This is a genomic window from Mucilaginibacter sp. P1_A3 (genome assembly GCF_056406855.1).
The window spans coordinates 266,815-290,609 of sequence record NZ_JBFTZJ010000010.1; the positions used below are offsets into that span (position 1 = coordinate 266,815).

16 protein-coding genes are annotated in these 23,795 nt (G+C 41.4%); 9 read left to right on the plus strand and 7 right to left on the minus strand.

The genetic code is table 11. From position 1 onward, the window contains the following. Window positions 1–87: 87 nt before the first annotated feature. Complete coding sequence (locus AC1D0K_RS22365) at window positions 88–546, minus strand: N-acetyltransferase family protein (RefSeq protein WP_477397826.1); 459 nt, start codon at window positions 544–546, stop codon at window positions 88–90. A gap of 19 nt (window positions 547–565) precedes the next feature. After that, window positions 566–1,675 (minus strand): mandelate racemase/muconate lactonizing enzyme family protein, encoded by a 1,110-nt coding sequence (locus AC1D0K_RS22370; RefSeq protein WP_477397824.1) that lies wholly within the window; start codon window positions 1,673–1,675, stop codon window positions 566–568. A gap of 342 nt (window positions 1,676–2,017) precedes the next feature. On the opposite strand from AC1D0K_RS22370, the gene AC1D0K_RS22375 reads away from it, so the two are divergent. The 3 genes from AC1D0K_RS22375 to AC1D0K_RS22385 all read left to right on the plus strand — a co-directional run bounded on the left by AC1D0K_RS22375 (window position 2,018) and on the right by AC1D0K_RS22385 (window position 6,194). Further along, complete coding sequence (locus AC1D0K_RS22375) at window positions 2,018–2,761, plus strand: DUF4290 domain-containing protein (protein WP_295714995.1); 744 nt, start codon at window positions 2,018–2,020, stop codon at window positions 2,759–2,761. 425 nt (window positions 2,762–3,186) lie between these two features. Then, complete coding sequence (murA, locus tag AC1D0K_RS22380) at window positions 3,187–4,494, plus strand: UDP-N-acetylglucosamine 1-carboxyvinyltransferase (protein WP_477441568.1); 1,308 nt, start codon at window positions 3,187–3,189, stop codon at window positions 4,492–4,494. Between the two features lie 134 nt (window positions 4,495–4,628). Next, on the plus strand, window positions 4,629–6,194 hold the full coding sequence (locus tag AC1D0K_RS22385) for an ArnT family glycosyltransferase (protein WP_477397820.1): 1,566 nt from the start codon (window positions 4,629–4,631) through the stop codon (window positions 6,192–6,194). 165 nt (window positions 6,195–6,359) lie between these two features. Here the strand turns inward: AC1D0K_RS22385 and AC1D0K_RS22390 are convergent, their stop codons facing one another. Together AC1D0K_RS22390 and AC1D0K_RS22395 are read right to left on the minus strand one after the other, a co-directional pair. Beyond that, entirely contained in the window at window positions 6,360–7,235 is an 876-nt protein-coding gene (locus AC1D0K_RS22390) for a hypothetical protein (RefSeq protein WP_477397818.1), read from the minus strand. A gap of 112 nt (window positions 7,236–7,347) precedes the next feature. Continuing rightward, on the minus strand, window positions 7,348–8,709 hold the full coding sequence (locus tag AC1D0K_RS22395) for a pyridoxal-phosphate dependent enzyme (protein WP_295715005.1): 1,362 nt from the start codon (window positions 8,707–8,709) through the stop codon (window positions 7,348–7,350). 169 nt (window positions 8,710–8,878) lie between these two features. Here AC1D0K_RS22395 and AC1D0K_RS22400 point away from each other — a divergent pair, with 169 nt between their 5' ends. The 3 genes from AC1D0K_RS22400 (at window position 8,879) to AC1D0K_RS22410 (ending at window position 17,536) form a co-directional block, all read left to right on the plus strand. Beyond that, window positions 8,879–14,722 carry a carboxypeptidase-like regulatory domain-containing protein gene (locus tag AC1D0K_RS22400; RefSeq protein ID WP_477463103.1) on the plus strand — a complete coding sequence of 1,948 codons (5,844 nt, stop codon included), beginning with the start codon at window positions 8,879–8,881 and terminating at the stop codon, window positions 14,720–14,722. 459 nt (window positions 14,723–15,181) lie between these two features. Further along, window positions 15,182–16,675 (plus strand): sodium:solute symporter, encoded by a 1,494-nt coding sequence (locus AC1D0K_RS22405; protein WP_477395212.1) that lies wholly within the window; start codon window positions 15,182–15,184, stop codon window positions 16,673–16,675. A gap of 153 nt (window positions 16,676–16,828) precedes the next feature. Next, window positions 16,829–17,536, plus strand: a complete 708-nt coding sequence (locus tag AC1D0K_RS22410; RefSeq protein WP_477395214.1) for an LOG family protein — start codon at window positions 16,829–16,831, stop codon at window positions 17,534–17,536. Window positions 17,537–17,623: 87 nt separating this feature from the next. Here the strand turns inward: AC1D0K_RS22410 and AC1D0K_RS22415 are convergent, their stop codons facing one another. Next, a complete protein-coding gene (locus AC1D0K_RS22415) occupies window positions 17,624–18,808 on the minus strand; it encodes an acetyltransferase domain-containing protein (RefSeq protein WP_477395216.1) in 1,185 nt (394 codons plus the stop codon). A gap of 141 nt (window positions 18,809–18,949) precedes the next feature. On the opposite strand from AC1D0K_RS22415, the gene AC1D0K_RS22420 reads away from it, so the two are divergent. After that, on the plus strand, window positions 18,950–20,224 hold the full coding sequence (locus tag AC1D0K_RS22420; protein WP_477395218.1) for a TCR/Tet family MFS transporter: 1,275 nt from the start codon (window positions 18,950–18,952) through the stop codon (window positions 20,222–20,224). A 94-nt stretch (window positions 20,225–20,318) separates the two neighbouring features. Beyond that, window positions 20,319–21,557: a TCR/Tet family MFS transporter gene (locus AC1D0K_RS22425; RefSeq protein ID WP_477395220.1), complete on the plus strand. Its 1,239-nt coding sequence runs from the start codon at window positions 20,319–20,321 to the stop codon at window positions 21,555–21,557. On the opposite strand, the gene AC1D0K_RS22430 is transcribed toward AC1D0K_RS22425, so the two are convergent. Next, entirely contained in the window at window positions 21,554–22,144 is a 591-nt protein-coding gene (locus AC1D0K_RS22430; protein ID WP_477431613.1) for a DUF502 domain-containing protein, read from the minus strand. The two genes, AC1D0K_RS22425 and AC1D0K_RS22430, sit on opposite strands and share 4 nt — an antisense overlap. A 1,115-nt stretch (window positions 22,145–23,259) precedes the next feature. Beyond that, entirely contained in the window at window positions 23,260–23,388 is a 129-nt protein-coding gene (locus AC1D0K_RS22435; RefSeq protein ID WP_477395224.1) for a hypothetical protein, read from the minus strand. A 128-nt stretch (window positions 23,389–23,516) separates the two neighbouring features. On the opposite strand from AC1D0K_RS22435, the gene AC1D0K_RS22440 reads away from it, so the two are divergent. Further along, on the plus strand, window positions 23,517–23,714 hold the full coding sequence (locus AC1D0K_RS22440; protein WP_477395226.1) for a hypothetical protein: 198 nt from the start codon (window positions 23,517–23,519) through the stop codon (window positions 23,712–23,714). Window positions 23,715–23,795 lie beyond the last annotated feature (81 nt).

Consider the following 23,795-nt stretch of genomic DNA (forward strand, 5'->3'; position numbering starts at 1 on the left):
TGCTACAACGGCAAAGGGCATCGCGTTTCCTGTTACCACGATCATCATACCCTGCACGTGGAGTGTGATGATCGTTTTCACAAATAATTATTCCAAATTCATCCGCATCTCAATCATGTGCTTTTTAAAACCAACTTTTTCATACGCTTTTATCGCCCCTTCATTATCGTTATACACCTGCAATCGCAATTCGGTTAAACCCTGCCTGCGTGTCCATAGTTTTAATTCCTCAATTATTAGTTGATTAATCCCTTTTCCCCTATGCTGTGGCGATACATACATAAAACCCAGGTAGGCATAATTCAAAAAATTAAAATACGGCTTCTCACTTTTTTTGATGCGGGCATAGCCGCTGCCCACCAGTTCACCATCCAGCTCGGCCACCAAAATTTCCACATCGGGCGAATTGATAAACATCTCCAGGTCATAGTATTTAATTGAACCGGGAACAAGCGTGCTATCAAATGGGCGTTCGGCAGTGATCACGCCCTGTTCAAATTGCAATAGCACGGGCATATCGTTTAAAGTGGCTTGTCTTATCAGCATGGGTTATACTATATTAAAATTAAACGCGAAAATGTTCGCAGGTTTTCAAAAACTCTTCGTCGGCATCGGCCCCAATGCCAGGGGTATCATCAATATTCAGCTTATACCCATCATAGGTAACGCCGCCAACACAGGGATCCTGCAGATGGCCAAGCATGCAGGTGTCCATATCATAAAACCGGATATTGGGGCTGGCATACACAAAATGCAAAAAGGCACTCAATGCAATACGACTTTCCAACATACCACCCATCATACAGGCAATGCTATGGGATGCCGCTTCATCATGAATTTTCCGGGCCTCAAATAAGCCGCCCGATTTTGACATTTTTATATTGATGAAATGGCAGCTACCGCTATTGATTTGCCGGCGGGCATCATGATGGTTATACACACTTTCATCGGCCATAATTTTCACCGGCGATAGCTGCATCAACTCGGGCAGCAGATCATCATACCAGGTACGCATGGGCTGTTCACAAAACTCAATATCATAATCACCTAAAGCTTCCAGTGCAAAAACAGCATCACCAAAACTCCAGCCCTGGTTGGCATCAATGCGAATCTTCATTTCGGGACCAACTGCATCGCGGATCTGCCTGATGCGCTCCACATCTTCAATTGCATTTTTACCAAGTTTCACCTTCAGTATATTTGCTCCCGAGGCTTTAAAATCCAGGGCCTTTAATGCCATGGTGGCTGGCCCTGCAATACCTATCGTAATATCCGATTCAACCTCGCGCCTTTTGCCCGATAAAAACTGGTATAAAGGCAAACCGGCATTTTTAGCAGTTATATCATGTAAAGCGATATCAAACGCGCTTTTAATAGTAGTATTACCAGCGGTGAAATTATGCAGTTGCTGCAGGCGTGCTGGAATATCCAGCGCATCCTGCCCTATCCACAATTTCGCAAACTCGCGGCCCATTACCAGGCAGGTATCCTGCGTTTCGCCCACAATCATCGGGAAGGCCGAGCACTCGCCCACACCATAGAAACCCGCGTTGGTATGTACCCTGATAAATACATTCTGCGCATGATCCATAGTGCCGGTGGCAATAGTAAAAGGCTCCATCGGAATACTGAAACGATAAAGATCTATATGGGTGATGGTTAGTTTATTTTTCATGGACAAAATATTATAAGAGGCTGTCTGAAAATAAACAAATCGTTATTGCGAGGTACGAAGCAATCTCTAAGCTTTACAGAGGGGCTCTAGAAGGTCGATCTGCCTATGTAGAGATTGCTTCGTACCTCGCAATGACGACCCGATTTTTAAATTCAGACAGCCTCTAAGATAATACTTTAATGTTAAAGTAACATTTTCAGTCATTTATTTGCACATTGATACTATTACATTATATTTGCGTTACTACTATACAATATCAATTCAATTTTAGCCTCCTGGGCCCTCAATTATGCAGGGAAAAGACGCATGGCTAACTTAACACTTTCTTAATACTACAATTACATGGCACAAGAAAACACGCCTGCAACATTTGATTATAACTCAACCAGGAATAAACTCATCCTGTCAGAATATGGCCGCAACGTACAAAATATGGTTAAATATATTGTAGCGCTGCCCACAAAAGAAGAACGTAACCGCTACGCACAGGTTGTAATAGACCTGATGGGCTTTTTAAACCCACACCTGCGTGATGTGGCCGATTTTAAGCACAAGCTTTGGGATCACTTGCATATTATATCTGATTTCCAGATAGATGTTGACGCGCCATACCCGAAACCAACACCGGAGGCTATCCATCTTAAACCACAACCTTTAAGATACCCTCACCAGCGCATTAAATACAAGCACTATGGTAAAACCATTGAGCTGATGATTGAAAAGGCCAAAGCTATTGAAGAGCCAGAACGCAAGCGCCACATGGTGCAGGCCGTGGCCAACTTCATGAAAATGGCCTACGTTCAATGGAACAAAGATTCGGTAACCGATGAAAGTATCCTTTCGGATCTGTACGCCTTATCAGGCGGCACATTGAAACTGGAAGAGAACATCAACCTTAACCGTGTCGAATTCCGCCCTAACAACCAGCCTCAACACAACAACAATAATAATAATCGCGGGCGTACCAACAGTAACCAAAACAACAATAACAACCGCGGGCGTACCAACAATAACCAAAACAGTGGTCCACGTAACAATAACAACCAAAATAACCGTAACCGTAATCCCGGAGCTAAGAAATATTAGTTCAAGGTTTTAGTTTAACGGGTTATGAAGTAATTAGTCCGCTCAAATAAATTTCCAATATAAAATAGCCCGGTTTTTCATAACGAAGAACCGGGCTATTTTTTTGCACATGCCCAGGACTTTTTAAACCAAAAAAAAAGTGGGAATTTATTGACCACTATTGACTGTTTATCGGAAACTATCGCGCATTTTGAACTGTTTTATGATCATTTAAGCATTGATTTTTAATCCAAAATGGCACTTTAAGAAGTTTTAAGCGCTAATTATCACATCGCGAAAATTCAACCGGCAAGACTTATCAACAAGCGCAGTAATGAACTGATGAACAGTCAGGAAATTTTATAATCTTTGCCGGGAATAAAACACATTTAACCGGGTTAGGTGTGCAATACATGGAATCATTGATCTATCAATTATAAACACCTATGACTAACGCATTTGTGATAAACGGCGGGAAGCCGCTAAAGGGCGAGATTACTCCACAGGGAGCAAAAAACGAGGCACTACAGGTAATTTCGGCGGTATTACTTACCGAAGAAAAGGTTACCATCAGCAATATACCTGATATTAAGGATGTTAATAAACTTATTGAGCTCCTGGGCGATATGGGTGTTCTTACCGAGAAAACAGCTCCTGATACCTATACCTTTATTGCCAAAGATATCGATCAGGATTTTTTCCAGTCGGATGCCTTTAAATCCAAAGGTGGCGGTTTACGTGGCTCTATCATGATCGTTGGTCCACTGCTGGCCAGGTTTGGCAAGGCATCTATACCTAAGCCCGGTGGCGATAAAATAGGCCGCAGGAGGCTGGATACCCACTTTTTAGGGTTCGAGAAGCTGGGCGCCCGGTTTGATTATAACCCCGAGGATGGCTTTTTTAATGTAGATGCCTCTAACTTGCAGGGCACCTATATCCTGCTGGATGAGGCCTCGGTAACCGGTACCGCAAACATTGTGATGACGGCTGTACTATCAAAAGGAATCACCACTATTTACAATGCCGCATGCGAGCCATACCTGCAACAGCTGTGCAAAATGCTTAACCGCATGGGCGCAAAAATTAGCGGCATAGGTTCAAACCTGTTAACCATTGAGGGTGTCACCAAACTTGGTGGTACCGACCATCGTTTACTGCCAGATATGATCGAGATTGGCTCTTTCATTGGCCTGGCAGCCATGACGGGATCAGAGATCACAATAAAAGATGTTAATTATAAAGAACTGGGCATGATTCCAGACGTATTTAAACGCCTGGGTATTAAGCTTGAACTGCGCGGAGATGATATTTACATCCCGGCACAGGATCATTACGAAATAGAAACCTTTATCGATGGCTCTATCATGACCATTGCCGATGCTCCATGGCCAGGCTTTACGCCCGATCTGCTGAGCATTTGTTTGGTAGTAGCCATACAAGCTAAAGGCTCCGTATTGATTCATCAGAAAATGTTCGAGAGCCGTTTGTTCTTCGTGGATAAACTACTAGATATGGGTGCGCAGATCATCCTTTGCGATCCGCACCGTGCAACCGTTATCGGACTTGATAAGCAGGTACAGCTTCGCGGTATCTCCATGACATCGCCTGATATCCGCGCCGGGGTTTCCCTGCTAATCGCTGCCCTATCGGCACAAGGTAAATCAACCATCTACAACATAGAGCAAATTGAGCGTGGCTATCAACATATTGATACCCGTTTAAAGGCTTTGGGCGCTGATATCACCCGTATTTAAGTTAACAGCAAAAGGCTGAAAGCATAAAGCTTTTGGCCTTTTGCTTTAGGCTTTTTGCTTTCCTAAATATTTTTTAGCTTTACCCTCCAGCATTGAGCCTTCAGCTTTATGCTTTCAGCCTTAAGCTCCTAAACATGCCCTACAAAAACCGGAAGTCGACATACGTTTATTTCATATTGATTTTTGTATTTATTAAGGTTATTTTAAACCTGTTCGCAATCGGGCATTTCGGATTTCACCGGGATGAATTTTTGCACCTGGTACTGGCCGATCATTTGGATTGGGGCTATAAAGAAGTCCCTCCTTTTATTGCTTTGCTGGCCAAGCTATCTATAACCTTGTTTGGCAATTCTGTATTCGCGGCCCGGATCTTCCCTACCATTTTTGGCGGTTTGATTATCTGGTTCACCGGCCGTATTGTGGTTGAATTTGGCGGACGCCGGTTTGCCATAACGCTGGCTTGTTTGGCATTAATATTTGCACCGGCATTTGCAGCCAGCGATTATCTTTTTCAGCCTGTGGTGTTTGATCAGTTCTGGTGGGTTTTAACCGTTTGGCTTTTCATCAAATACCTCAACACTACCGACGTAAGATACCTCTACTGGCTGGGCGCTACCGTTGGCCTGGGTATGCTTACCAAGTATACCATGTTGTTTTTTACCATTGCCCTTATTGTCGGCATCCTGATTAGCAAGCAGCGTAAACTACTGTTTAATAGGCATATATTGGGAGCAATGGGCCTGGCGATGCTCATATTTATGCCAAACTTTATATGGCAGATCACGCATCATTTCCCGGTGATCACCCACATGAAAGCTTTACGTGCCGAGCAGCTGGATTACATTACGCCCGGTAATTTCATTAAGCAGCAGCTTACCGTTAACGGTATTGCCTTGTTTGTTTGGCTTACCGGTTTTGTATTCCTCATCTTCTCGTTCAGGCTGCGTAATTTCCAGTTTTTGGCTATTGCTTATGTGCTCATCTTCCTGTTTTTACTGCAGATGGATGGTAAAAATTATTACCTGTTTGGCGCCTATCCCATGCTTTTCGCCGCGGGTGGTTTTGGTTTCGAACGCTGGTTAAAAACAAGTGGATTAGTCTTACGTACCTTAACCATCATTTGCTTCACCCTGCCTAATATGATCTTGTTTCCACTGGTATTGCCTATTTTATCGCTGGAGCAAACATTGGCTTTTTTTAGGTTTGCCCACAAAAACCTGCCTGCCTTAGAATTTGCCGTAACCTGGGAAGATCAAAAAGTGCATGCCACTACTCAGGATTATGCCGATATGTTCGGTTGGGATGAAATGGCCCAAAAAGTAGGCGCCGCTTACCAGAGCCTTACACCCGAACAACAAAAACAAACCTTCGTATACGCCGATAATTACGGCGAGGCAGGTGCACTGCACCATTATCACAAACAATATAATTACCCCGATGTAGCATCCCTAAGCAGCAGTTTTACGCTTTGGGCACCCGACTCTCTAAATTGCAAATACATGATTTATATAGATGATAGTGGCGGCAGAAACATACGGGAATTTGTAGCCGGCAACATGATAGGCTCCTACAAAAAGTTAGGGGAGGTTGAATACTACCTTGCCCGCGAAAAAGGTACAAGCATATACCTGCTTACCGATATTAAGTTTCCGCTACAGGAAAGGTACCGGAAAGAGTTGATGAGAAAAAGGATGGAATAATAGGCTCCTAAATTTGCCTTGAGAAGAAACTTTAAAACTTTTAGCCGTAATGCAAGTGTTCTACCTAAATACCATTTACAACTATCACACCAGCTTTAACTTTTACTATGCCCCCAAAATGGGAATAGAGGAAGACCATAAACTGGTAAGAGCTCCAACCATAATTTATTTCTCTTCAATTAATGCGTAACGCTTTTTAGTTTTAGATGACATTATTCCTGTTGATGAAAAGTCGATCAATCCATTATAACTTATCCACTTACCTTTTTCTACAGAAAATTCGGCTAGCCCGTGAAAGCTCATAGCCATGGTTGTTTTTATAGGTGACTGCCCCATTGGTGAGTTAAAATCTCCTTTAATATATTCAGCAACATCGTATTGGAGTGTTACAACATGCTCACCTCCCCTATTTTCGATTTTAAGCACCTTTACCCGGTTTTTATGGTAAGAACTATCGCAGATAAAGCTTTGATCAGCGGTAAGCAAATTTACGGTTAGCGAATAGGTATCGCCTTGTTTAACAGGCTTGCCAGGCAACTCAAACAACATTGCTATCATGTTCTTTTGCTCGCCTTTAGTGTAAAAACTTTCAATAGTTCCATCCTCATATATCGCCCCACGCAACATTACGCCTGCCGAAAACTGCTTCATTAGCTTTTGCATTTCAGTTAGGTCACCCACTTTACTATCCTGGGCCTTTGATTTATCAGGCTTTGATACCATTGCAATATCAATAATGCCTTTTCGGTTTTCGGTTAAGCTGGTCACTAAATTAGTTTGCTGCATAACTGAGTTAAGTTCTTTAAATATCTGCTGCATTTTACCGGCATTTGCCGAATCGATACCCATAGATTTAAACATACCATTTACCCCAAAATTTACCCGGTTGGCAGTATCTATTTCCTCCATAACGGTTTTATAGGATAGCACTTCGTTAGGCTTCAGCTTCCATTTCAAAAATACATGGTCGGCTGTTTGCGCAAAGGCAGATGAACTAACTGTTATAAAGACACTTAGAAAAAGGAATTTGATTTTGGTCATAGGGTTTAGATTTAATCTAAATGTAGGTATTTAAATTAAACTAAAAAAGGTGCCATGCCTTAGCACAACACCTTTTGTCCTTTATCCAAAGATCCTCTATCCTTACTCTAAACTAAGCTGAAATAGCGTTTATAATATCGTATTGGGTAATGATCTCAATTTTACCGTTTTCGCTTTCCACCAATACTGCGATATTATCTCTGTTGATCATGGTCGAGATCTTATCGATAGAGGTGTTCAGGTCAACAAACGGGAACGGCGCTGTGGTAATATTTTTGATTGGCTGAGATTTGATAGATGGGTTTTCTATCAGCGAATCCAAAATATCAGTCTCTGTAATTTTACCTATCACCATACCTTTTTGGGTAACGGGAATCTGCGATATATTGAGCGACTTAATGGTATTGATAGCCTCTAAAACTGATTTTTCGCAATCAATAGTAACTATCTCCTGCACATCTTTTTTGCTGATGATATCGCGGGCCGTTAGTTTTTCGTCCTTCAGGAAACCGCGGTCGCGTAACCAATCGTCGTTATACATTTTGCCCAGGTAGCGAGTACCATGATCCGGGAAAATGATCACTACCACATCGCCTTCTTTAAACCTGTCCTTCATTTGTATAGTACCTGCCACTGCTGATCCTGTAGAGTTACCGGCAAAAATACCTTCCTTGCGGGCAATTTCACGGGTCATGAGGGCGGCATCTTTATCGGTTACTTTTTCAAAATGGTCAATCAGGCTAAAATCAACGTTTTCCGGTAAAAAGTCTTCACCAATGCCCTCAGTGATGTACGGATAGATCTCATTTTTATCCATGATACCCGTCTCCTTGTATTTTTTAAATACCGAACCGTAGGTATCGATACCTAAAACCTGGATGTTTGGATTTTTCTCTTTCAAATAACGTGCTGTACCAGATATGGTACCACCTGTGCCCACCCCTACTACCAGGTGCGTGATCTTGCCTTCGGTTTGCTCCCAAATCTCGGGACCGGTTTGCTCATAATGCGCCTGTGAGTTGCTCAGGTTATCGTACTGGTTAGGTTTCCATGAGTTTGGCACCTCACGCTCCAGGCGCGACGAAACCGAATAGTACGAGCGCGGATCTTCGGGCTCCACATTGGTTGGGCATACAATTACCTCTGCGCCAAAAGCGCGCAGGGCATCAAACTTTTCTTTTGATTGTTTATCGGTACTGGTAAAAATACACTTGTACCCTTTTATTACCGCCGCAATGGCCAGCCCCATACCCGTATTGCCCGATGTACCTTCAATAATGGTACCGCCGGGCTTAAGCTTACCGCTTTTTTCGGCATCCTCAATCATTTTAAGGGCCATCCGGTCTTTTATGGAGTTACCGGGATTGGTTGTTTCAATCTTGGCTAAAACTGTTGCAGGTATATCCTTCGTTACCTTATTTAACTTAACCAGGGGCGTATTGCCAATGGTTTCTAATATGTTATTATACCACATAAATTTAAAATCTACTAACCCGGTGTGTTAAGCGGGATTATTCGTCAAAAATAGTTTTTATAAAGTGATATTTCTTTATGGAAAAGCAAATAGATGTGCATCTTATAAAAGTAGATGCACAAACATTATATTTAAACCAGGGGACCGCCCCCATAATACTACCTATAACATGTTATCACTTTATAAAAAAGCAACCATTCTTTTACTATCGTTGATCTTTTGCTCAAGCGTCACTTTTGCTCAAAGACCGCTAACCCTAAGTAAAGAACGCAGTTATTATACCTATATATATAAACTCACCACGGCCAATGTGCAGAATTTTTATAAATATCCCGATAAAAACCTGGACGAGCGGATGCTTCAGCACCCTATTGACTCCTTTAAAACAGGCTCATACTGGGAAAACACTTTGCCAGCCGGTAATTATTTAAAAGTTTATGCCGAAAAAAACCGCTTAAGCTACTCCCTTATCGAGAACCATTCTGTTTTTATAAAGGTTTTGCACAATGATTACGATCAGCGTTTTGTACTGCAGGATAAACAGGGCAATAACATTGTAAATGCTGTTGTCCGTTTTAATGGCAAGGTCATCAGGTTTGATGATAAAAGCAGCACATGGCATGTTAAAAGATCAAAAAAGGCAAACATGGTACAGGCAGATTACGCAGGTGTTTCCAACTTTTTTATACTGAAAGAAGATCGCTACGATCGCCACGCTAATAACCAAAACTGGGTTGCAACTTTATGGGCATCAATCAAAAAGTTTTTTAAAAAGGACGACGGTTATCAGTACAGTCATTACCGGTATAAACAAAAACCCAAGCCTAACATTGGTTTTGTAGTATTTAACAAGCCCCTTTATAAACCAAATGATACCGTAAAATTTAAGGCATTTATACTAAATGCTAAAACAAAGCAACCGGTAACTCAGAAAAAATTATTGGTTAAACTGTATGACGGCCGCCAAAGCGAAGGGAAAACTATTGGCACGGTAAGCAGCTATCGTGATGGCGGTTTTGAATATAGTTTCCCTTTAAGTGACACCCTTACACTGGATGAAAATTATGCCATCGCGCTGGTTGATCCCGATGCAAAAAAAACAGCTGTGGGTAAAGAGGCCAATTACAACATCTATAACGATCCGTCTGTATTGATATTCAGCAGTTTCAGGTACGAGGAGTATGAGTTAAAATCAACCAAGTTTGATATGCGTACCGATAAAAAGGAACACTGGCGGGGCACACCGCTTGCAGTTTACCTTAAGGCTACTGATGAAAATGACCTGCCCGTACCCGATGGACGCGTTACACTTACACTCACCACCAGTTCGGTTAACTCCTATACCAGCAAACGTGTTTTTGTGCCTGATACCCTATGGGTGCATGATGTAACACTTGACCCGCTTGGAGAGACAAAGGTGATCCTTCCCGATTCTATTTTTCCGGCAGCCAATATCTACTACAACATAAATGCTCAATTTTTAAACTCCAACAATGAAGAACGATCCAAAAGTGAATACATAAATTTCAATAATGATAAGTTTAACATCATTACCGAATTAGTTGGTGATACCCTAAAAGCCAATTACCAGCAGCTTGGGAAAGACATTAAAGGCCTGGCCACCATCAGTGCCTTAAATGCCGATGATGATACAATTTCAAAGATAAAAGTAACCCTCCCGGCAAAAACCCTCATTAACCCCAATGCGGTTACCTATAATATTGAAACAGACAGTACCGATATGGATATTGAATTGAAGGATTTTGAGGCCGATCTATCAGTGGCCGGCGAACGGAGTGCAGATTCCCTTTTGATAAAAGTTAACAATCCACGTAACCTGCATTTCTGGTATTCTGTTTTCGCTGACGATAAGTTGATAGATGAAGGTGAAGCCAACAATCTATTTTACAAAAAGCCCTATCGTGAGCAAAAAAAAGTAACATTCTGGGTTAATTACATCTGGGGTGGCTTAAGCAAAAATGTGCAGGCCGTGGTAGTTTACCGTAAAGACCTCCTTACAATAAATGTTAAGCAGCCTGTATCGGTTTATCCGGGGCAGCAGGTAAAAACAGACATTGTGGTTACCGATGCAACCGGCAAACCTGTTGCCAATGCAGATTTAACAGCATGGGCATTAACCCGCAAGTTTGAAAATTACAGGGCGCCGTCACTGCCATACATGGGTAGATACTATCGCAACCGAAAACCAGGAAAAAACTATGAAACAGATAAGGCTGAGCCTAACGGAAGCCTCAAACTAAACTGGAAACGCTGGAGCAAAGCAATGGGACTGGATAGTATCGAATACTACAAATTTACCCACCCGTCAAAAATATACAGTATTGAAGAACCGGGCATTGATACGGTTACACAGATTGCCCCATTTATAGTGAAAGATGGAGATATTGAACCTGTACACATTTTGTACATCGATGAAAAGCCCGTTTATTTTAGCCAGGCGCAACAATTACAACGTTATAGTTTTGCCGTAAAGCCAGGCAACCACACTTTAAGGTTCAGGACTGCTCATCAAAACATTAGGCTGGATAGCGTATGTGTTGAGCAATCTAAAAAACTCATTATAAGCCTTAATGCTAATGCATTTAAAAGCGACACCTTAGCCGATACATTGAGCAGGTATGAAGCCGATCTCATCAACGGTTACCTCATCACTGTTATTGACAATTTTGACCAAAACATGGCCGTTATAAAGCAAAGAGGAGGTTTATTTTACCTTAACCCGGTACCTAACAGCCATAGAGAAATATTAACCGGTCCGCTGGCAGATGACTACACTATTTTTGATATCAAAGGCGAAAAACAAAGGCAGTTTCTTGCCGAGCCAAATTTCACTTATCTGTTTGAGCCAAACCTGCTTAAACAAAAAAGCATAGCCACCAAATATCCTTTCAATACAAAAATATCCAATGCAGCTGCCATAACCGACTATACACAATACGTATTAACTCAAAATACTGCCGATAGCCTTTGGCAAAATTACCTTGATGTACGAAGTAATACATTCGACTTGTTTCCAAATGATCACACTACATTATTAGCAACCGGGGCACTTAAAATTGAAACGGAAACACACAAAGGCGAAAAACCCGATCTCATAAAAAACATCATCTTATACCGCTACAATGATCCTGACTATATAAAAATCTTTCGGGGTAATACTACCGAATTTGGCCAGGTAGAAAAAGGAAAATACCGGGTTATGTATCTACTGAAAGGCGATAAATATGATATTATTGAAAACATCAGCATCAAACCTCATGGCATCAATTTCTATAAAGTTCATATTACACCCACCCATGCCCGGGATTCGGTAAGTATCAAGATTAACAATGTTATTATTAGCAGGGCGGGCCGTTATAATTATAAGGATTCCAATATAGAAAATGATGCCTTACGGATTAAAGAAGCATTTAATGACAAGTATATTCAACCAGCCAACTTTACAGAAATGATGACCGGAGTGGTGTTTGAAAAAGGTGGAAAACTAACCATCCCCGGCGTTTCCATACGGGTAAAAGGGACATCAATTGGCACACAAACCAACGCAAGCGGCCATTTTACCCTTAAAGTGCCCAATAGCGGCAAATTGATATTCAGCTATATAGGATACCAAACTAAAGAGGTAAGTATAACCCCGGGTGCAACTATTAAGGTTACGCTTGATGCAAGCGAGGCGCATCTTAATGAGGTTGTTGTGGTGGGCTATGGCGTACAAAGAAAATCAATGGCCCTGGGATATTCAACAACTGTTATGAATGATCTGGCTGGTAGGGTCGCCGGTCTAAATATAATTGAGACTGCGCCCGGAGCTAATGGAACAATGTTTATCAGGGGCACGGCAACAGCACCGGGCCAAACCCCGCTTTACATTGTTGATGGAAATGTTGTTGAAAGTATTGCCGGTATAAATACAGCAGATATTGGCGATATAAGTGTTTTAAAAGCGACTGCCGCTGTTGCTTTATATGGGTCGCGCGCTTCAAATGGTGTAGTCATCATCAACACTAAAAAGAAAAACGAACCGGCACCTGTCAATGGTACCACACCCGGAGACGAGCTAACCCTCCGGAAAAACTTTGCCGACTATGCTTATTGGCAGCCCAAATTGACTACCGATGCCCAGGGCCGGGCCAGCTTCACAACAACCTTCCCAGATGATATTACCAACTGGCGCACCTTTGTGGCGGGAATAACCAACCACCAGCAAACCGGATTAGTCGAAAGCCAGATCAAGTCGTTTAAATCATTAAGCGCCAACTTTATTGCGCCACAATTTGCCGTAGCCGGCGATGAAATGAAACTGATAGGCAAAGTGATGAACTATAACTCACAGGCCGTAAGCGTTAACCGCAACTTCACCTATAATGGTAAAGTAATTAAACAGGATGCGCTTGCCATTAAAAACTCAACAATAGACACCTTAGCGATTACTGCCGAGGCCACTGACAGCCTGGCTTTCGAGTACACTATAAAACGCGATAATGGCTACTTTGATGGCGAGCGCCGCAAAATCCCGGTGATAAAACAGGGTGTGGAGGAAACCAAAGGAATATTTGAAACATTAAATGGCGATACTACCGTGAGCCTGAAATTTGATCCGGCTATGGGACCTGTAAAGTTCAGGGCCGAAGCATCAGTGCTACCTACACTGATAGAGGAATCGCGTAAATTAAGGGAATATAAATATTTATGTAACGAACAGCTGGCCTCAAAACTAAAAGGTCTGTTGGCCGAACGTCGTATTAAAAAATTCATGGGCGAAGACTTTAAATACGGTAAAAACATACTGGAGGTTATAAAAAAACTGCAGGAGAACCGTAAAAGTAACGGTACCTGGGGCTGGTGGAAAGATACCGACGAAGAGCTCTGGATCAGCCTGCATGCTGTTGAGGCTTTGCTGGATGCGCAAAAAGAGGGTTATCTTGTTCAGCTGGATAAGCAAAAACTTATCGATTACCTGGTGTATCAACTGGAGAGCTACCATGGTGCTGATAAATTAACCTGCCTGGAGTTATTGCATAAACTGGATGCTAAGGTTGATTATCGAAAATATATTGATATAGTTGAAAAGGAAAACAAAGCGATCAAATTAAATTACGGCTTCCAATTATTTGCCTACGATAAATTAAGGTTGATGCTGGTGAAGCAGGAAACCGGCGAGATTGTTAAACTTGACAGCTTATGGGCTAAAGAGCGTCACACTCTATTTGGTAATATTTATTGGGGCGAAAACAGTTATCACTTTTTTGATAATTCTATCCAGTTGAGCGTGATGGCGTACCACATAATTAAGAATGACGGTAAACACCCGGAGCTGCTTCAAAAGATTCGTGGTTACTTTTTAGAACAACGCAGCCATGGCGAATGGCGCAACACCTATGAATCGGCCCTGATACTGGAAACCATACTGCCCGATCTGCTGGTTACCGATAAACAGGTAAAACCATCTGCTATAACCATTAAAGGCCCGACAACGGAGACCATTAATAAATTCCCCTACTCGGCCACACTTACCGCCAACAACTTAAGTATCAGCAAATCCGGCAGCTTACCTGTTTATATCACCGGTTACCAGCAATTCTGGAACGCTAAGCCTGAAAAGGTGAATAAGGATTTTACGGTGAATACCTGGTTCGAGAGGAATGATAAACCTATATCGCAGTTAAAGGGTGGCGAATCTGTTGTATTGCAGGCTGAGGTCACCGCGAAAGGCGATGCCGATTTTGTAATGATAGAAATACCCATCCCGGCCGGATGCTCTTACGAAAGCAAGGATCAGCCATGGAGCAACAACGAAGTTCACCGCGAATATTTTAAAGAAAAGGTGAGCATATTTTGCCGCAAGCTAAAACAAGGCACATACACTTTCAGTATCAACCTCATCCCCCGCTATGATGGCAAGTACAACTTAAATCCAGCCAAAGCCGAGATGATGTATTTCCCGGTATTTTATGGAAGAGAGGGGATGAAAAAGGTGGTCATTGGTAAGTAGCAAAATTTTGTCATCCTGAACGATTTGAAGAATCTAATCGCAGACTATACCGGGCGAAGAAGCATGGCGAACAATAGATCCTTCAAATCGTTCAGGATGACAAGAGGTTTTTTTTGCAAAAAAAGTTATGGGCAGTTGATAAAATTTGGAAACCTCTGAAGGATGAAATGACGTTTAAAAAAAAGGCTGTCCTGCTGAGCCTGTCGAAGCATGTGGGCAAAGGCCTCTGCGCGCGAGTCTTCGACAGGCTCAGACTGACAGGCCCACACGCCTCAAAATCCAACACGTCATTGTTAGCACAGAGGTACCCTCCCCGATTTAGCAAGCTCACCATAACAGCTCACAGATTTCTCACCCAATAATCCACCTCCTCCCCTTGCGTATTTTGCATATTATAAGCACCTTTAAAAAAAACAACCCGGATTAGCCAAATTGGCTCATTCGGAATAAATAAAACATATGTCGCCCGGAGTATTACTTTCTTTTATTATTGGTTATTTTTTGGTGTTACTGGTTATATCATGGCTTACTTCGCGCAAGGCATCTGATAATGATACTTTTTTTGTGGCCAACCGCAATTCCAAATGGTATTTGGTTGCATTTGGGATGATCGGTACCGCGTTGAGTGGGGTAACTTTTATATCCGTACCAGGCAAAGTGGGCGCCCCATCCGGCGATCAGTTCTCCTATTTCCAGTTTGTGCTGGGTAATGCCGCGGGGTTTATTATCATCGCTACCGTATTACTTCCCCTTTACTACCGGCTAAAACTTACCTCTATTTATAGCTACATCGAAGGCGCTTTAGGTACCTGGAGCTATAAAACCGCAGCGGGAATTTTCCTCATCAGCCGGGTTATCGGTTCGGCTTTCAGGCTTTACCTGGTGGTTATTGTATTGCAGAAATTCATTTTTGATAGCTATCATATTCCTTTCGCCGTAACGGTGCTTATTTGTTTGGCACTCATCTGGTCGTACACCTTTAAAGGGGGACTAAAAACCATTATCATTACCGATAGCTTGCAAACATTTTTCCTGGTATTATCGGTGTTTCTATCCATCTATTTTATTTGCGACAGCCTGCACATGAATATTTTTGAAGCTGCCGATGCTATCAAAAACAGCAGCTACTCTAAAATATTTTTCTTTGATAATTTCTTAAGTAGTAAGTTCCATTTCACTAAAGCATTTTTAGGGGGATTATTTATCACCGTAGGCATGACCGGATTAGACCAGGACCTGATGCAAAAAAACCTTAGTCTTAAAAACATCAAAGAGGCGCAGAAAAACATGTTCAGCTTTACGGCGGTATTTGTGGTAATCAATATCTTTTTTTTAAGCGTAGGCGCCTTGCTTTGGTTATATGCTAACAAATACGGCATTCATGTGGATAAAACCGATTACCTGTACCCTACCATCGCCCTGCAATACCTGGGCATTGTGCCGGCCATGGTATTTATGCTCGGCTTAACCGCGGCCACTTTTGCCACTACAGATTCGGCCCTAACTGCATTGACCACTTCTTTTTGTGTTGATTTTTTAGATTTCAACAAAAGCAATGACTTAAACAGCAAAAAGAAAGTAAGTACCCGGCATGCCGTACACATTGCCTTTTCAGGGCTCATGTTTTTAACCATTATTATATTTAATGCCATAAACAACGACGCTGTAGTGAGCGCCATATTCCAGGTTGCATCCTATACCTACGGGCCATTGCTGGGGCTTTATTCATTTGGCCTATTTATGAGCAACAGGCAGGTTAGGGATAAACTGGTGCCCTTTATTTGCATGGCGTCACCAGCCATCTGTTATTTTTTAAATGCGGAATCAAAAACGCTTTTAGGCGGATATGTTTTCAGCAATGAGCTTATCATTGTAAACGGATTAATTACATTTGTCGGCTTATTAATAAGCTCGAGTCCGAAAGACGGGAAGACGGAAAGTCCGAAAGTCTGAAAGTAAGACAAACAGCTCAGATAGGTAATAATTATACAGTATCATTGAAATAAACAACTTCCGGACTTTCCGTCTTTCGGACTTTCGGACTAAAAACCAAAACATCTTCCGGACTTTCCGTCTTTCGGACTTCCGGACTACAAAACAAACGATATGACCGGAGACGATAAAATAAGACAAGCATTCGAGAATAAAAACTGGCAGGAAATTAAGGTTACCGACTCCTGGCAAATATTTAAAATAATGGCCGAGTTTGTTGACGGGTTTGAAAAACTGGCAAAAATTGGCCCCTGTGTATCCATATTCGGATCGGCACGTACCCATAACGACAATAAGTATTACAAAATGGCCGAGGACACAGCCCGCCTGCTTACCGAGCATGGCTATGGCGTAATCTCAGGCGGCGGCCCCGGTATTATGGAAGCGGCTAATAAAGGCGCTTACGAAAACGGAGGTAAATCGGTAGGCTTAAACATCGAGTTGCCTTTTGAGCAATTCCATAACAGGTATATCGACAGGGATAAGATCATGGAGTTTGATTACTTCTTTATCCGTAAGGTAATGTTCATGAAATACTCCCAGGGCTTTATTATATTGCCCGGCGGCTTTGGCACTATGGATGAGTCATTTGAAGCCATTACGCTGATACAAACCGGCAAAATTGCCCGTTTCCCTATTATATTTGTGGGGGTTGATTACTGGAAAGGCTTGTTTAGCTGGGTTGAAGAAAAAATGCTGGATGATCAGCATAATATCAACCCCGACGATCTGATGCTTTACCGCGTGGTTGATACAGCAGAAGAAGCGGTTGAACACATTACACGGTTCTACAATAAATATGTATTGAAACCAAACTTTTAGAGAAACGTTTTCAAACAGAAATTGCTTTACCCTCCATCATGGTTTACTATTACCGGGAAACCATGATGGAAGTTATTTGCTAAACTACTACAAATAGCTTAACCACCATTTTTCTTTATGGGCTTGTTTATAAGCATCATAACGTTTGCATAGCGGATACAGCCCTACCACGATAATCACCCATACCAGGTACGCTACCGGCAACGAAAACCCATACCCCTTAAGGTCAGATGTAAACCATATCGGTTTATCCAATATCCAAATCTTCCAGTTTTGGCCCGGCGTAAATGCCGATGCCACCATAGCTATCAGGTGAATAATGTAGATGTGGATGATATAATAAAACATGGGCACCCTGCCGTAAACCGAAACTATTTTTACAAACCCATTTTGAACCTTTTCTGTAATGGCGAGGAATAAAGAGGCCCCACCCAATGTTAATAATACATATAGTAACGAAGGTGGATATTTGTTGACTTTTATAAAGGATAGGAAAGTAAAAAAAGCATCTTTTTGCAAACTCCATTTTACCGGGTCGCCATAAACGTTAATGTACCTGATCACAATAAATAAAACAATGGAAGAAGCCCCCAAAAGGAACAAGGTCTTCTTTCTTTTCTCAACGCTATATTCCGGAGTGTACAACTGCCCAAGACAATAACCAAGGGGCATTATAGCAACTAGCGGAATAATAGGGTAGCCAACCAAAAGTATTTCATTATGCCACATAAAAGGCCGCTGATCATGAAGCATCGCCCAGCCAAAAGCGGATAAGGTATTGCCATTTACATGAAAACCATCAAACAAATTATGGCCAAATATTACTACGAGGCAACAAACAAGGATGAGTTTCTTAGGCAGATGGATCAATGCGGCAAGTACTATCATGCTTATCCCCAGCGCCCAAATAGTAATAAATAAAAGCATCGGGAAGGCAATATTAAAATTCCAGCCAAAATTTAATACAACCAGCTCCAGGAAAACCAGCCAAAGGCCACGTTTTACCAGGAAAACCGATAATTCCTTTCGGGTTTTCTTACGGCTCATTAAAAATGCAGATGTACCTGCAAGCAGCATAAATATGGGGGCGCAAAAGTGCGTTATCCAACGGGTAAAAAACAGCAGTCCGTTTGTTTTCGCCAAATCAAGCGGGTCAAATAAAAACGATCCGGAATACAGGTAATCCCTCACATGGTCAAGCGCCATGATAATCATAATTGTACCACGAAGAAAATCAATAGATGTTATCCTGTTTTTAATAGTTGTTATCATTTTGCTTTGTTCAGAGGTTTAGGCAGGTATTTTTACTAATTGGAGTTTACACTGCTTCTGTTAGAAATTGTATTGCAAATTGCATATTTTTTTAAGCTTTTTATTGAATAAAAAATTGAATGACAGATTTTAGACATTTCAATGATTTTTGAATGTCATGATATCCCGCTAACATTTTATGATTATTTTGCGCCTATGGATCAACCTGCCAAACTTAAACCACAGGCTGCATTAGGCTTTATTTTTGTTACCATGCTGATAGATGTTATCGGTTTCGGCATCATCATACCCGTAATGCCGGCACTGATAGAAAAACTTATACATGGTTCATTAAGCGAAGCCTCACTCTACTCGGGGTTGATGCTGTTGGCCTATTCTGTAATGCAATTCCTGTTTTCGCCGGTGATTGGAAACCTCAGCGATAAATATGGACGCAGGCCAATTTTGTTAACCTCGCTTTTAGGTTTTGGGGTAGATTATCTTTTCCTGGCCTTTGCCCCATCTATAGGCTGGTTATTTGTTGGCCGTACCATTGCTGGTATTACCGGCGCAAGCTTTACAACAGCGTCAGCATACATTGCAGATATCAGCACGCCCGAAAAACGTGCTCAAAATTTCGGGTTGATCGGCGTTGCCTTTGGGCTCGGCTTTATCATCGGCCCGGTTTTAGGTGGGATTTTAGGTAAATGGAATGTTCATTATCCTTTTTTTGCAGCAGCAGGATTGGCTTTGTTAAACGCGACCTATGGATTTTTCATACTGCCAGAGTCACTTTCGGTAGATCATCGCCGTCCGTTTGAGTGGAAAAGAGCCAACCCGCTTGGGTCATTATTGCAGCTCAAAAAATATCCATCGGTAATTGGATTGGCCATTTCATTGTTCCTGCTTTACTTTGCTGCGCAATCAGTACAAAGTATCTGGACATTTTTTACCATTGAAAGATTTAAATGGAGCGAGGACCTGATTGGATACTCATTAGGCTTTATCGGCCTGATGATAGCCATGGTGCAGGGCGGGCTCATCCGGATAGCCTTGCCCAAATTGGGATTGGAACGAAGCATCTGGATAGGATTGCTCTTTTACAGTTTGGGCTTAACACTATTTGCCCTGGCCAGCAAAAGCTGGATGATGTTTGTTTTTATGATCCCCTATGCCCTGGGAGGTATTGCAGGCCCCGCCCTACAAGGTTTAATGACCAACCAGGTGCCCGCCAATGAACAGGGCGAATTGCAGGGCGGCCTAACCAGCCTGATGAGTTTAAGCTCCATATTTGGCCCCTGGATAATGACCACCCTGTTTTATTATTTTACCAATTTTAAAAATCACCTTTATATACCCGGCGCGCCGTTTATTTTAGGTGCTGTATTGATGCTATTGAGTGCGGTATTGGCTATCAGGAGTTTCAAAAAGAGATGATATTTTCTTTTTAAATCAGCATAATTGAACCTTTATAATTTATTTATTTTACTTATTTCAAAACTTTTATAATAATTTATCATTTATCAAATTAATGACTGAAAAACCTAAAAAGAAGCACTCGGCAGCGCTGGGCTTTATATTTGTTACGCTGTTTATTGATGTGCTTGGTTTAGGTATTATAATACCGGTTATGCCCAAACTGTTGGAAACATTGGGGCATGTAGATGTGAGCCTGGCCACACAATATAGTGGTTATCTAACTTTCACATATGCCTCCATGCAGTTTCTGTTCTCCTCGGTATTGGGTAATTTGAGCGATCAATATGGCCGCCGCCCAATATTATTAAGCTCGTTACTTGGTTTTGGTATTGATTATATTTTTATGGCCTTTGCCCCTACTATAGGCTGGCTTTTTGTCGGCCGAACCATCGCGGGTATTACCGGGGCAAGCACCTCGACTGCAACCGCATACATTGCCGATATAAGTACCGGGAAAAACCGGGCCGCAAACTTTGGACTGGTAGGCGCGGCATCAGGCTTAGGCTTTATTATAGGCATTGCTATCGGCGGCTACCTGGGCGACCTGAATGTTAAGCTTCCGTTTATGGCAGCGGCAGCATTTGCCCTCATCAACGCAACTTATGGATACTTTGTACTGCCAGAATCTTTGGCTCTCAAAAACCGCCGCAGGTTTGAGTGGAAAAAATCAAATCCCATCAGTTCATTGCGCAGCCTTACCAGGTATCCTGCACTTAGCGGCCTGGTTGGCGCGTTCGCTTTAGTATATGTTGCTCAAAAAGCGGTTGAATACGTTTTGTCGTTCTTTTTGATCGAAAAATTCAACTGGTCGTTAAGCAGCATCAGCAGCCTGGGCATTTTCATTGGTGTGGTACTGGTAGCTATACAGGGCGGCCTCATCAGGTACACAATACCTAAATTTGGCCAGAAAAAAAACATTGTAGCCGGGTTGCTATTTTATACCGTTGGTTTGACGCTTATTGCTTTTGTTAGTCGTGGCTGGATGATGTATCTGTATATAATTCCTTACTGCCTTGGCGGTATCTCCGGCCCGGCATTGCAGGGGCTTATCACCGGCACGGTGTCTCCAAAAGAGCAGGGCGAGTTGCAGGGTTCCTTAACAAGTTTAACCAGCGTAGCGGTAATTATAGGGCCATTGTTAATGAGTTCGGTATTTCACATTTTTACACACCGTAATACCAGTACCTATTTCCCGGGCGCGCCATATATACTTGGGGCGTTTTTGATGCTGATCAGTGTATTTTTGACTATAAAGAGTTTTAAAAAAGTATCTACGGCAAAAGCGGTTTAATCCAGCCCGCTTACCCCGCCCGAGATCACGAATTTCATAATATCGGCGGCACTTTTGTCAATTGGCTTTACCTTGCTGGCATCAATAATAATAACCTGGCCAGCAAAAGAATAAGAGTATGGAAAATACACGGCAACCTCGCCGGGCAAGCCCAAAACCGCGAGATCTTTTTGAACAAGAAATCCGATTTTTTTAAGACCGAATTCATTTACTTCAACCAAAACAGGCTCGTTAAATTTCTTTTCTTCGCCCACAAAGGCTTCGGTAAGGTCTTTTATAGAGGAGTACAGGAAAGCAAAAATGGGTAAACGGTTAAACCAACGCTTAAACCAGCGTTTTATGGGGTCGGTAATTACGTTGGTAACCAATATCCCTGCCACCATGATTACCACAATCACATTTAATATGCCCAGGCCCGGAATATAAAGATGCTTGCCAGATTTATCAACCAACAGATCGCTCAAATTCAAAGCCTTATCAATGGTTGATACCCCCCAGTAAATCAAAAAAATTGCAGCGCCTATGGGCACAACCACCAACAGCCCCTTTGCAAAATATGTGACTAAACCCCGCGCAAACCTGTTCATAAAACCCTATTTATTTCTACTCGTAAAAGTACACCCTTTTAAATTGGCAAAAAAATATTTTAAAAGTGCGTTTCCAGAGCGTAGAGGCACTTTTTTATTTTTCAAATTTTATCCCTTTTTGACCTTTTATATTCTTGTTTTTGTCCCCGCAGAAACGGGTAAAAAAACCGTAAAAACTCCGCATTTAATGAACTTTTACTGTGGAGACAAACGGAGTTTTTGGGTTGATTCGGAGTGAAATTAATGCTTCCAAAGGCAAAAATGGACAAAAAATAAAAAGAGACAAAAGGGACAAAATGAGGTGTGAAATCTTGATGAATTTCAACTTTAAATCAATCTTAGAGCTTTTTAGATTCTGACATAAAATTTGCTCATACATTTATAGCAGCTATATCTATGAATTGGTAACCAAAAGAAAAACAACTTAATTAAATTACTTCGTGAAACTCTATGATATGATACGGTTGAACATTTAGGACAATGGATATCTTTATGTGTATGATTATTAATATCTGACATAATAACAACGTTTAGCAACGGTAAGTATGTAAGATAACCTTTAATTCACCGTTACCCCTATTTTCGAATAAATTATTAAATGCCAGAATCATTAACAATACATTAAACGATGATTCCCATACCAAGTTTAAACAAATGAAATATTTAACTATTAATTACACTGGCACAATTATTGCAAATATTTCGTGCCTATATGGGAATATTGGCATTTTAATCAATAGTAAGGGGTAAACAGCGAGTGTGAACCCCTTTTTTATGCCGAATTACGTAACAAACCTGCAGCAGGTTTACGTACAAAAACCAACTATTGATTAAATCCATATTTCTGACAGGTTGGTTTTGGTTCAAACCAACCTGTTTTTTAAAAGTACCGTTAACAAAGTCGGTTGAATAATCGTAAAATCTTACCGTTTAAGTTATATAAAGAGTACTATAAAATAACGTGAGAGTTATTTATTTTAAGCAAAGCCACTTAAAAAGGGCTTTTTTATTTAACCTCCTTTTTTAGTTTCATTCAATAATTGAATTTACCATAGCGGTAAACATTGAATCGCAATGCTCTAAACTGATTGTATCCCCAATTTCAACGTCCTTACTTACCAATTGCCGGGTAATAAGTCATAACCTACCCCAATTGTTGCTACTTCGGCAACATCGTAATAGACTTTAAGCCTTACCCTTTCCTGTTTGTATATTAAATCCCTTCCGGCAGCATCTATTCTCATTAACCGGAAAATAGGCTCAAAAAGTCAAAAAAATGGTAAAGGAATGTGAAAAATTTACAACGATTTAAGCCTTAAATTAGTTGGTAGATGCAACTATTATCGTTTGTACAAATTATTCTAATTAATTAATGACAAGGACAGAAATTTTCAATGCCTTAATATCCGTTCAAGAAACCCACTCTGAATATTTAGATTCCATAAAAAAAACAATTATGGATATCGTTAAAATTGAGTGGAATGAACAAATGACGATTAAAATTATTAAGGACGATATTCCAATAGAATTATTGAATGATATCAAAAAAAAACTCCCCGTAGAGGACTAAATATTTCCCAAATGCTTCCATGCGTCGACTTTCTTAAAACAAAAAATTAGAAAAACTCATTTCCAAAACTTGATGAATAAG